The following is an 11,102-nucleotide window of genomic DNA, read 5'->3' as shown; positions in this document are numbered from 1 at the left end:
GAAAAGTGGGTACTAGACTCGTCCAGGGGGCTCATTAACGCCGAGATGTTGGCTTCTTGAACAGAACCATTAGCTCGATCCGAGCCTTGCCCGTCGTGACCCAAGGCGAAAGCCGGGTGACCCGTCAGGACATCGGTCGAAGCTCGGACAGATGACCCAAATTATTGCGATCCCACAAACCAGTCGCAACGGCGCTGAACGGGCGTTTAATGCACCGTTCAGTCAATATTCAAAACGGAGCTGATAGTCCGCAGAAGCATTTGCCACGAAGGAGAAGGCACCAAAATGAAACGGCTTCTGATAATCGGACTTACCGGCTGTGCTTTTGCACTTGCGCCAATTATGTCGGCGTCGGCTATGCCCGCAGCAACACCCTATACGCTGGGTGGCGCCGATGAGGCGGTCATTCAGGTCAGAGGCGGCCATGGTCATGGTCATGGGCACGGGTGGGGCCATCACGGCGGTCGCGGCCATCACTACGGTTGGCACAGGGGCCATCACTACGGTTGGTACCGCGGCCACCACCATGGCTGGCGGCATCATCGCCATTGGCGGTGACTTTCACCTCAGGCCTAGGAAAGGGGCCGCAGCAGTTGGCGGCCTCTTTTCGCTCGCCCCAGTATCCTGGACGCAAATAATCGAATGCGCAGCTCGAATTCGTCCTCGATCTTCGCCGCGATGTGTCCTTGTTGGTCAATTGCATGTCCCACAAATAGATATACGGGCACGCCATCGCGCTTCGAAGGTGTCAGAGTCTTTCAGTGGCACCGCTTGTGCGTCTATTGGATCTCCAGCCTTCGCTATGAGGACGCCGCCAGCTTCTGGAGAACGAGGTGCGGGAGATGCCTCCTTGGGCCACTCGAGCAACGATTTCGAAAGCATGGGCTTGCCCGCATACCAGCACTTTCTTCCGTCGATGAGACGATAGGACCACCACTGCCCCTGCGGATTTGATGGCATCGCGGCGCTGCATTGTTGCGTTGCCTGCACATTTGACGTCCCGACCAACGGGAGCACAGAAATACAAGCGGTCAAAGCTAACGATTGTAGCGGCTGCCTCATAAGTGCACCCAACCGCTTCGTTGCTGCAATCGACTTACAGCAACGGTCAAGCCGGAGCGTTCGAAAGTTTCCACCAACTCATCAAGGATATGGACATCATCCTTGGGGCACGACCGGACGCATTCTTCCAAAATGAGTTGGGCTTCGCCAATTGCCTGTAGAGCTGATTGTTGATCAGTCATGACCTGCTTACTCATCAAATAAATAAATACCGCCGGGAAATACCGAACGGAGAAATCAAGCCATTTCTGGGAAATATCCTCGCTCTTCTTGGAGGATTCGATCAACTTTTGTTTCAGAGTGGCGGCTTTTACTGCCCGGATCGACCTGGCGCGAGGCCCCTCTTTATGAGGAGACGGTTGTCCGCACACGGCCTAGCCGACGGCGGCTCGTAGGCGTGGACAGCAAGTAATGGAGGGACGGTAAGGTCGAGTTACACTTGCGCTGTTGCTGATGGCAATTCGAACCGAACGGTAAGCAGGCTGCTCATCACTGCGGCAAGGACACCAGCAGCCAAGCGCCCGCGGCCACACATGCAATGCCGGCAGCACGCGCGATCCATCGTCCGACCGGCGTAACTTTCTCCAAAAGGACAAGCAGCGCCAAAAGCGCAATCCAAAGCACGTTCATCACTCCGCCTATGAACAAAAGCGCCATCAAGACCCAGCAGCAGCCGACACAATAGCCTCCGTGCCGAAGCCCCAGCAGCAGGCAGCCTCGCGGGTCGTCGCGAAAGCCGCCGTGGCGCATCAGGAATAGAAACGGCGACCGGCATTGGGCGAGACAGACGTCCTTGAGCGGTGTCCATTGATAGACTCCCGCCGCGATCAGCACGATTGCGCCGAGCAGGTTGCTGGCGATCGCCATCCGGGAATCCAGCAGGGCTGCCCGCTCAACCACCCATTGGAGAAAGGTTGCTGCCAGCGAGAAGCCGCTCCAGGCGAGGAGATAACCGGCCGCAAACCAGCCGGTCGCGGCGAACGGCTTGCCCTGCGCTTTCCCCTGTCGACCCACGCGGGCGTACATGAGGATCATGGGCGCTGCCGATGGTGCCATCATTCCGACCATCATCACCGCCCACATCAGGAACACATACGCGAACTCGATCGCTCGCCATGGCTCGTTGGCCGGCAACATGATTCCGATCCCGGCCGGGATCATGCGGAACCCGGTCATGTCCATGCCGCCCATGTCCATGTCGTTGGCGAGCCAGAGCAGATAGCTCCATGCCAGCGCGACAATGATGCCGATCGCGCCGCCGACGATCCAGCGATCGCGCCGCAGCACGGTTTCCAGGGTGCTGTCGGTCATTTGCGATTGACGTTGCCGGCCTTGTCGCAGGACCGTATCAGGAGCTGCATCAAGCCTGGTTCGACCAGCGGATCGGCGCATAGAGGCCGTTCTTGCCGGAATTATCCCAGCGCATGCCATGATCGCTGAACGTATTGCCGGAGGCGCCGACTGCCATCACCATCCTGTCGGGGCTAACCGGATGGCCGATGTTCGCCCACATTTCCCCGCTCGGATGCATGGTCGGCAACGGATCGACGGACATGTGCAGAATACCCGGGATTTCCGCGGACCGCGTCTTGCCGTCGATCCGGAATGTGATTGGGACCTTCTTCACCCCCAGGTTCTTGCTGATCAGCGGTGTGAACGCGGCCATAGGACCACCGGCGGCGCCGGTGAAGATCGCAGCTAGAGCCTCGGTCTGCTCATCGCTGGCGCGCTCATCGATATAGGCGGCCACCGACCAATTTCCGTCTGCCATGACCCCAGGTGCGTGGAGGACAACCAGAACATTGAGTCCATCGATCGCGATGTCGCCATAGCGGCCACTCTCGACGTGGAAGATCAGCGGTACGTTGCAAAAGCCCTCGGTCGGTCGTGAGGTCAACGGGGCAGCCGCTGACACAAGGCACGGACACACGATGCTGCAATTGCAATTCTCGAAATAGTCACCGGAAAGGTGCCATGGGACGTCCGCCATCGCTCTCTCCCGCTAGGCCGAACCCGACAGATTGCTTCCGAATGATCTACGTGTAGTTGAAAATTACGCCGCGCGGGGAGGAACCGCAAGCCGATTCCACTGTAGACCTGCTCCAACACATGCCGCGGAGGCGCTGAAGCCACACCGCCGGGCCCAGCGGCAGGTCCTCACCCGGCTCAAGAAGGAGTTCGCTTCCTTCCGTTGCCTTTCTAGCTTGCGGCCAGCGGTTTCTTGCCGCGTCCGAGTGCGAATTGGCCGACCGGGCTCTCTACATGAAATTCGAGCTCCGTCATTTTTGCAAACAGATCGATGTTGATGGTGCCGATGGCGCAGCCGCCAAGGCCCATATCAGTCGTCGCCAGGTAGAATGTCTGGATCAGGGTGCCAACGTCCTTCAGGATCAGCGAATATGCGATCGAGCTGTATTTCCAGGAGATCCGCCCAAAGCGCGCGGCGATCGTGATCAGGACCTGCGGCGGACCGGGCGCGTCCATGGCAAACTCGGCCGCAGTCGAGAGCGCATGGAGTTGCTGGGCTGAGGCGCCGATCGCTACCAATGCGTGGCCGCCCGCGTCGTAGTGATAAAGTCCGCGTGCAAGACCCTCGCAGTTCGAGACAGCCAGGTATAGTTCCAGCTCGTAGGCGCTACCCGCCGCCGGATAGGGCCTTGTGCTGTAGGTCACTTCGGGACCGCCGTCGAAATTCGCTCCGCTCCATTCCGAAAGGACGCGGGCTGTAGCGTCGAGAAACTGCGCGAGCTCGGCGAGCGTGATCGGGTGCTCGTCGTCGAAATCCCGTATCGAATGGCGTTCGCGCAACAGCTTCGCGAAGGGTGAGATCGGCTCCGACGTTGAGAATTTGCGCAGATCGATTTTCTTTCCCGGCCAGGGTGGACGCACCGCGGGCAGCGGTGGAACGGCGTCCGCATAGGCGAAGGTGCCGCCAAGCGGATTGGCATGCCGGCCTTCCGTGCTCCGCGTATGAAACAGGAAATCGTGAAAGTCCCAGAGAACGAGATTGCCGTCGCCTTCATTCAACCGAAGGCCTTCGCCGCTCTTCGCGTCGAGCTTGAGCAGGATCTGGCTGTCGAGCAGCAGTGCGAGGAGATCGAGGTTGAAGGAGGCCGCGTGGCGGCGAAGCTTGCTGATCTTTTGCGGCCGTGACAGTGCAGCGAGGGTGGCCGCGATGGCGGGATCGCCAATCCGAAACAGCGCGCCGGCGCGCGGCGATTCCAGCACCATCTCGTTGCCGCGCCGGCGCAGATAGGCGAAGCGCGACAACACGACGGTGTCACCATTGCCCAGCTTTGCGCATTGCGGCCAGTATCCAGCGACCTGCGGCTCGATGACCACGAGGTCCTGCTCGTCACGCGGAGAGGACAGGCGGTATTCGACAAGCCCGTGCCGCGCCAGTCGATGCACCAGGACGTCGACTTCCCTCGCAAGCGCGCTCTTGCCGGCAAAGGAAGCGAGCGGCAGACCGGTAGCCAGATGTCCCGCGCGGTCCATCGCGGCCGCGCTGAATGTTCCCAGATTGACCGAATAGTCGCCCAGGGAGGTGGCGATGCTTCCATCCGCCTGCATATGAAGGGAGAAACGACCGTTCAATCTGATAGCAATGAGTGGCGCGATCTTCCTGGTTGGCTTTTTCCGGGGAGCGCGCACCAAAGACCAACCCTCAGGTGTGTGGTAGGAACGGAGTGAGTTCGCTTTCCAGTCGCGGGCGATCCAGTAATCCAAGCTTCACCGGAACATCATAAAGCCGGCCCGGCGCGAAGCGGCGATAGAAATGCCGCAAGCCTGGAACGAGCACTCTGACGACGGGGACCTCGACGTCGGGCCGCGTCTGGTCGAGCACAAGGAAATCGTATCCCGCGCCGGTGGCGATCTCGACGCAGGCATTGACCTGGTCGCGCGTATTGTCGTGAACCTTAAGGCTCGGCGCCGGCGGGACGATCGGATTGTCGCTGGGGATCAGGAACGGATAATCTTCCAGGCGCAGCGGCGTGACACCGTCAAGCGTCGGCTTCTCGCCGCTTCCACCGCCCATCATGCCGATTGACATGAACTGGGTCAGCTCGGTGAGGGAACGCAGCAGGGCTATGCGGCGATCGAAATGCGCGCCGGAACCGAACTCGATATTTTCGTGTCCGTTCTGCATCCAGTGCGTGATCGCCACGTAAGCGGGAATGCCGAGATCGCTGGTGATGTCGAGCACCCAAAGCCTGCGTCCGGCATCGGCAAACTGGGCTTGCAGATCCTGCACATAGGAATCGTCGAATTGCTTGAGGTCGACTTCGGCACGCTCCAGCCGGTTGTACCACCAGATGGCATAGGCATCGCGTTCGACCAGTTCGAGAAAGCCTTGAACGATGGCCTCCTCGCGGGTGTTACCGGCCGCGCATCCGTTGGAATCGGTATGGAAGCCGCCATAGAAGAAGTACAAGAGGCCGGTCGGAAGATATTTGAAGCGCTTGTCGCGTAACGACCAGACCGGTGACCACTCGGTCTTGGTCGAGGGATCGAGCGGCTCAGGAACCGGATGTGAATCGTCCGGTGACGGGGCATGTCTGCTTTGAAACTGTGCTTCGCTGAAAAGCTGGACGTCGTTGGGAAGAACGGCGTCGCCGGGAGCGAAATCGATAAAGCGGCGCTCCGTCGTGATCTCGTCACCCTGGAAAATGCCCGAGTAGCGCTCGATTGCTTCCATCAACGCGCTGGCCTCGCCCTGCTCGGCCGTGGAGCCCTTGCCGAAGCTGCCGCCGCTCAGTCCCGACCTGAGCTGGTCGATGCTTTGGGCCGGCGCAGAGAAATTGTGGTAGGCGTAGAAATTGGTGTTCATCGGCAGATCAGCCTCGATCCGCTCGAGCCGCGTCACCACGCCGGTCAGCGGGCTTACATGTTTGCGGAAACGCGCAACGGTGGCTCGAGACGTCACGGTGCGGTATCCGCCGCTGGTCATGATGAGCTTTCTGCCCTCGGCAATCTCGATCGGCGTCGCCGCCCGGCGCGGATTCTGCAGCTTCTTGCTGCCGCAGGTGGGACATTGCGGGCGCCGCGCGACATAGTGCTTGGCGATGACCGCACCGGTCAGGTCGAAGCTTGCAATGTGATCGCGCAGATCCGCGCGAAAGCCGGAGGCAATCGCTTTCGCGATTTCGACGGCAGCGAAGTGGATGGCGGTCTGCCCGATGGTGTCGTTGACCAGAGGCGATACGGCGACCGCACGCGCCAGTCCGCGGTCGAGAAACCCCTTGATCTCCCGATTGCGTATCATGCGATCGAACAGACACGTCCAGCAGGCGCTCTCGCCCGGTTTGAGCACGGGTCCGACCAGCGGAAACACACCCGACGGCTGCACCAGCAGCCAGGGCGTCTTGTCAGACACGCGCTCGCGGTTCATCTCAGCCAACCGCCGGTCAAGATAGTCGTTCACCAGCGTGATCACGAGCTTGGGCGAACGCTTGGCGAAGTGAACGCCGAGTTTGCTCAAGGCGGCGGTAAGTTCGCTCGCGCCTTTGACATCGATCGATTCCACCTGCACCGGGCAATCGCGGAGATTCTGTTCCGCGAGCTCGAGAGGCAGGCCGAGGCTCGCCCAATATCCAGCGACAGCGCCTGCGAATCCGTGCGATGCTGCTGTCACGACATATCGGCGCTCGAGCAGCCGCTTGATCGCTTCCTCGATCTTGTCGGGCGGGAAGCTCTTCGAAAGCTGGCGAATGAGCTCCGGCGCCGCTCTTCCATTTTTTCCGATCGCCGTGGCCAGCGCGCAATAGAGCTCGCCGTGCAGGAAGAATTTGCGATCCTCGGAATAGAGGCAGACCGCATCGGGAGGAAGCACATAGGCGGTGAAGTTTGGCGCGAACCGCAAAATGTCTTTGCGGGTCTGTTTCGCAACAGAGGTCTTGCGATTGGCTTTCATCGGGTCAGCACGCGGATCCTGTTGCCTGTCATTTCAGATCGCCAGCGCACGGCGAGCCGCGAGCGTTGCAACGAAAACAGAAATGGCCGGGTCGATCGCGAGCCCGGCCAATGAAATCGTGGCTTGTCGGTACACAATCAGGAAGCGCCGCCGCCTAGCACCAGCGGCACCGGCCCCACGATGCGCAGCAACCTGCGCATGTTACCCACGGCACTCCTATCCCTATTCCAATGCCACAGCCACCACATCCGAAGCCGCATCGGCAGGATCTGCATCCACAGCCTCCGCAGCCGCGACAACCACCACATCCGCGGAAGCCACCGCATCCCCGGAAGCCACCACATCCACGGCAGCCACCGCAGCCGCGCTGGGCTAGCTGCACGCCGCTGCCGAGGTTTTCATTGTCGAAGAGATGGAAGGTGGCGAGGCTGACGTCGGCAAGTTCCTCTTCACCGAGCGTGATCATCAAGCCAGGTGAGAAATTCGGCCTCTGTTGCACGTCGCCCGTTGGTACGGCCGCTGCCGATGCGCTCCCCGCTAGCGAAAAAGTTAGTCCGGCGACTCCTAGCGCCGGTACGGCGGTCTTGGTTACTCGCCTCTTTTTCGAAGCTTGCTTCACCCGCGCCATGGTCGCATCCTCCAACGTTGCAAGAAGGATCTTCGTTTAAGTCATCCTACGCCGAGCAAATAAGGCAGGCAAGATTGATGCACACACGAAAATGTAACGACACTCGTTCAGATAGCATTCATCTTCATGAACGAAGTCGCCGCATTTTCTTCGATCGCAACGAAGGTCCGCACCGCAGCGCGGATTGCAACGCGCGCGACTTGATGCAGTGCGCAATCGTCGCCAGGCTTGAGCGGAGAAATTGGCTTGATCAATCAACTCGGACATTTCGCCTGGTATGAACTCCTGACCACGGACGTCGCGGCAGCAGGTGCCTTTTATGGCGAGGTCGTCGGCTGGGGTGTGAAGGATGCGTCGACCCCCGAACTGACCTACACGGTGCTTGCTGCCGGCGACGTTCCGGTTGGCGGGCTTATGGATCTCCCGGAAGAGGGGCGGCGATTGGGGGCAACGCCGAGATGGGTCGGTTACGTCGCCGTCGATGACATCGATGCGACAACCACACAGATCAGGCGTCTTGGAGGCGCTATCTTGCTACCGCCAACGGGCAGCAATATCGGCCGAATTTCAGTGGTCGCCGATCCGCAAAGGGCGACCTTTGCGCTGGTCACTGGGCTGACATATGGCCAACGGCAACCCGTCGGGTTGGACGAGCCCGGGCGTGTGGGCTGGCACGAGTTGCTGGCTGAAGACCGGAACAAGATCTTTGATTTTTACGGCGAGCTTTTTGGCTGGCACAAAGCCAACGCTGAAACCGATCCCGCAGATTTGTATCAATTGTTTTCGGCGGCCGGGCAGACGATCGGTGGCATGCTCACCAAGCTTCCGAGCGTGTCGCAACCGTTTTGGCTCTATTATTTCAATGTCGACGATATCGGCGCGGCTGCCAAGCGCGTGAATGCTGGCGGAGGCCGGATTCTCCAGGGGCCGATCGAATTGCCTGATGGCTGCTGGATCGCGCGATGTGTCGATCCCCAGGGCGCGCTGTTTGCGCTGCAGGGTGCTCGGGGTCAGAAAGTCGCCGAGCGGCCCTCCGCCTCGGAAGTCGGTTGGTCCGCCAAGTGGGGTGGCGTTGTTTCCCAGGGCAGGATGGTGCTCCCCAAGCCGAAGCGTTAGATTCTTGTTTTGACGCGTTTTCTTCACGCGAACCGGTGTCCACTTCGCTCGAAAACGCTCTAATTCATCAGAAATTTGTAGGCGACGATCAGAGCCACCATGGCTGCGAAAATTAGCAGGGCCGGCACGGATTTTCGGACGGCTGGCCTGTCGGGGGCGGACGCGGCCAGCCGAGCGGGCTGTGGCTTACGCTGTCCCTGCGACCGCACGGCGCCGTCATCCACTGACGTCACGAGGGCTTCCAGTTCTGGCGCCGGGCCAAGGCCGCCCATCTCGCTATAATAGCTGGCGTAGACTTCGCGAACCGCCACCACCTTCGACTCGGCCTCGCTCATCCGCTCAAGCCTGGCTCGATAGTCAAGCAGGAACGCTTGCGCATTTGGAGGTAAGTCATCGAAGCTACCGAGCTTGGCCATCATGAGCCAAGTGGCAAAATCCGCCTCAGCTTTGTGGCGGGCTTTTCGGGCGATGCGGGTGCTCGGGCGTGAGGCCATAATTTTCTGACCGATTTGCAGCGCAAAATCGTGGGCATTGATGGCGTTCGTTGGACGGTTCGCTCGGATGTGCGAGTTGTCCAGGCTCGCGTCAAGCACCTCGCTTTGGGTTCTTTATGTGCAGGCCGCGCCGGCCGGCAAAACCCGGCTGCTGGCGACCAGCCAGCCAACGCGGCCCTGCCACCGGGCTCATCGCGCGGACAAAGGGACGAAATCCTCCTGGCGCCGCGGCTGGTCGATACGGCCGCGGAAGACAAATAGTCCCTTGTTGGTTGAGACGATGTCGCCGGTCTGCAGGCTTTCGTCGTTGAGCACGCGCTCGGTGGCGATGAGGTCGGGATCTTCGGGAATCGGCATGTAGAGCTCGGGGTGCTCCCGCCTCTCGCGCGCGACTTCCCGGGCCCTTCTTTTCGCGTCCTCGATCCTCTGCCGCCACGCGTTGCGGGATATTTCGGGCTGCAGCAGACCATCATCCGTGGCGCTGGCCGCGACATCTTCCTGAGCCTGGGACAGGCTTGCGCCATCAAGGATGCTGAGCGCAAGGATGATGGTGGCCGCCGCCTTCAATCCACTCATCCCGCTGCCACCGCGCGCAACCGGAGATAGGTGCGCCTTAATATACGCCGCCGCTATGGCCGCCGCTTCCCCGCACGCCGCTTCGAGAAGGTATCGCGCGCCGTACCCCTAGCGGTGGCGAGGGTATCTGGGTCGGTACGTTGGGCGTCGCGGTCGGACGCGCAGGCTGCTGAGGTGGATTTACCGTGAAGACCTGGTTCGTGCTCGGGGTCGACGGGTCTCTGACCCCCTGCGCGGCAGCGGCGCATGGGATGATCAATACAGCCGCGAACAACAATACGCCCTTCATCGCTTTGCCTCCTGAGCGACGAGAAACGCCTAAGCCCGCCTACGGTTCCCGCGATCTAATATCGCGGGAGTGCGACAAGTTTGCCGTCCCGGTACACCCGCTGGACGGCCATGCCCGCCGGCAGGCTACCGGTTGCAACGTTGCGGATCGCCGTGGGCCGTGACGCGCTCTGACCTGTCTGCGCCTTCTGCGCGCGCTGCGAAGCCGACATTGGATAATTCGGCGGATCCTTGATGCCCTGCGCCAGTGCCGGCTGCATCAAAACTACTGAAAGACCCAGAATTGGCAGGACGCCGCGCATATCAAGTACCGATTAAAGAATGACTCCCCGGAATGTTGCAGGTTTTCCGGCAAAAGCAAGCGCCTTATGTCCATCCGTCCTCAGGCGGACGGTGGCGGCATCCACAGATCATGCATCGGACTTTGAGGTCCGCGCTCTTGCTGCTAGGCAGAGGGAAGATGTTTGATCGATTGCAATGACTGCTTCCGGCGACCCGTCTGACACTGCACAAAATTCGGCGATGAGGGCGGAGTTCATTCGCATTCTCTCCGCGCGGTGCAGTCCGTCGCCAATGATCCGGCGCAAATGCGTGAGCTGGTCTATGAACTGGCCCGCATCAGGCTGCTCGAGCAATTCGGACATGGCGACGCCAGACATTCGCGGCAGACCATGGAGGTGCTCGAAAGCGCAATCGGCGAGGTCGAACGCTTCTCTGCCGAGCGAAGCCAGGAAGTCGTACCGCCCGCGTCGCCCACCAGCCCAGGCACGGCCAAGCCACAATTGCCGCAGCGCCCGACTGCGGCTCCCTCCCCCTTCAACCAATCAAAACGATCGGGCGTCTTCGGTACGGCCATTCGGCTGGCAGCGGTATTCCTCGTTCTCGCGATCGCTGGCGCGGCCGTCTTCTACTGGCCATCGGCACGGTCCAGTCTCGCCACGCTCCTGCACCGCCCCCCGCCCGCGCCGGCACAGAGCGCGCCTCCCGCGCCGCGCGAAGCCGCGCCAATCGAGCGGCCGCAGGC

At 60.8% G+C, this 11,102-nt stretch carries 10 protein-coding genes and 1 pseudogene; 2 read left to right on the top strand and 9 right to left on the bottom strand.

Going from position 1 to position 11,102, the window contains the following annotated elements:
* Nucleotides 1-222 precede the first annotated feature (222 nt).
* The 6 genes from CWO89_RS46265 to CWO89_RS33355 form a co-directional block, all read right to left on the bottom strand.
* On the bottom strand, nucleotides 223-549 hold the full coding sequence (locus tag CWO89_RS46265) for a hypothetical protein (protein ID WP_165421429.1): 327 nt from the start codon (nucleotides 547-549) through the stop codon (nucleotides 223-225).
* A gap of 509 nt (nucleotides 550-1,058) precedes the next feature.
* Nucleotides 1,059-1,349, bottom strand: coding sequence for a hypothetical protein (locus tag CWO89_RS48305; protein WP_245476700.1), 291 nt, complete (start codon nucleotides 1,347-1,349; stop codon nucleotides 1,059-1,061).
* A 202-nt stretch (nucleotides 1,350-1,551) separates the two neighbouring features.
* Nucleotides 1,552-2,373 (bottom strand): DUF2182 domain-containing protein, encoded by an 822-nt coding sequence (locus CWO89_RS33370; protein ID WP_130582733.1) that lies wholly within the window; start codon nucleotides 2,371-2,373, stop codon nucleotides 1,552-1,554.
* A 49-nt stretch (nucleotides 2,374-2,422) separates the two neighbouring features.
* Nucleotides 2,423-3,052: a DUF1326 domain-containing protein gene (locus tag CWO89_RS33365; RefSeq protein ID WP_130582732.1), complete on the bottom strand. Its 630-nt coding sequence runs from the start codon at nucleotides 3,050-3,052 to the stop codon at nucleotides 2,423-2,425.
* 209 nt (nucleotides 3,053-3,261) lie between these two features.
* Entirely contained in the window at nucleotides 3,262-4,635 is a 1,374-nt protein-coding gene (locus tag CWO89_RS33360) for a SagB/ThcOx family dehydrogenase (protein WP_165421430.1), read from the bottom strand.
* A gap of 94 nt (nucleotides 4,636-4,729) precedes the next feature.
* Nucleotides 4,730-6,976 carry a TOMM precursor leader peptide-binding protein gene (locus CWO89_RS33355; protein ID WP_130582731.1) on the bottom strand — a complete coding sequence of 749 codons (2,247 nt, stop codon included), beginning with the start codon at nucleotides 6,974-6,976 and terminating at the stop codon, nucleotides 4,730-4,732.
* 856 nt (nucleotides 6,977-7,832) lie between these two features.
* On the opposite strand from CWO89_RS33355, the gene CWO89_RS33345 reads away from it, so the two are divergent.
* Nucleotides 7,833-8,720: a VOC family protein gene (locus CWO89_RS33345; protein WP_130582729.1), complete on the top strand. Its 888-nt coding sequence runs from the start codon at nucleotides 7,833-7,835 to the stop codon at nucleotides 8,718-8,720.
* Nucleotides 8,721-8,779: 59 nt separating this feature from the next.
* On the opposite strand, the gene CWO89_RS33340 is transcribed toward CWO89_RS33345, so the two are convergent.
* From CWO89_RS33340 to CWO89_RS33330, 3 genes are all read right to left on the bottom strand, one after another.
* Nucleotides 8,780-9,214, bottom strand: coding sequence for a hypothetical protein (locus CWO89_RS33340; RefSeq protein WP_130582735.1), 435 nt, complete (start codon nucleotides 9,212-9,214; stop codon nucleotides 8,780-8,782).
* Between the two features lie 189 nt (nucleotides 9,215-9,403).
* On the bottom strand, nucleotides 9,404-9,790 hold the full coding sequence (locus tag CWO89_RS33335; RefSeq protein WP_245476699.1) for a hypothetical protein: 387 nt from the start codon (nucleotides 9,788-9,790) through the stop codon (nucleotides 9,404-9,406).
* A gap of 344 nt (nucleotides 9,791-10,134) precedes the next feature.
* The gene (locus tag CWO89_RS33330; protein ID WP_130582728.1) at nucleotides 10,135-10,380 is read right to left on the bottom strand and encodes a hypothetical protein; all 246 of its coding nucleotides are present in this window, start codon (nucleotides 10,378-10,380) and stop codon (nucleotides 10,135-10,137) included.
* 285 nt (nucleotides 10,381-10,665) lie between these two features.
* Here CWO89_RS33330 and CWO89_RS33325 point away from each other — a divergent pair.
* Nucleotides 10,666-11,102 (top strand): annotated as a pseudogene (locus CWO89_RS33325) (hypothetical protein); the annotation flags it as partial.

Source organism: Bradyrhizobium sp. Leo170, from assembly GCF_004296405.1.
Lineage (GTDB): Bacteria > Pseudomonadota > Alphaproteobacteria > Rhizobiales > Xanthobacteraceae > Bradyrhizobium.
Note: the sequence above shows the minus strand (reverse complement) of the source record. Positions and strands in the feature narration are given on the sequence as shown.